Raw genomic sequence first — 311 nt, forward strand, 5'->3', positions numbered from 1 at the left:
AGGTGTTGGCAACCTTTCGGAAAATCTGGGGTTATGAGACGTTTCGCCCACCCCAGGGAGAGATTGTGCGTTGTTTGCTATCCAAGCGAGATGCGTTGATCATTATGCCCACAGGTGGCGGCAAATCCATTTGTTTTCAGCTCCCAGCACTGTTGCAATCGGGCTTGACGTTGGTGGTGTCACCCTTAGTAGCACTAATGGAGAACCAAGTGCAGGAGTTGCGCGATCGTCAGTTACCAGCCGCACTACTCCACAGTGAGTTGCCTGCCCATGAGCGCAATGCCACCCTGCGACGGTTACAACACTTTCGA

General features: G+C 53.1%; 1 protein-coding gene. It reads left to right on the top strand.

The window, feature by feature from the left end; translation table 11 throughout:
* Positions 1-2: 2 nt before the first annotated feature.
* Positions 3-311 (top strand): DEAD/DEAH box helicase (locus NZ772_15875; protein ID MCS6815033.1); only part of this gene is annotated, 309 nt, incomplete at its 3' end.

The organism is Cyanobacteriota bacterium (assembly GCA_025054735.1).
Taxonomy (GTDB): domain Bacteria; phylum Cyanobacteriota; class Cyanobacteriia; order SKYG9; family SKYG9; genus SKYG9.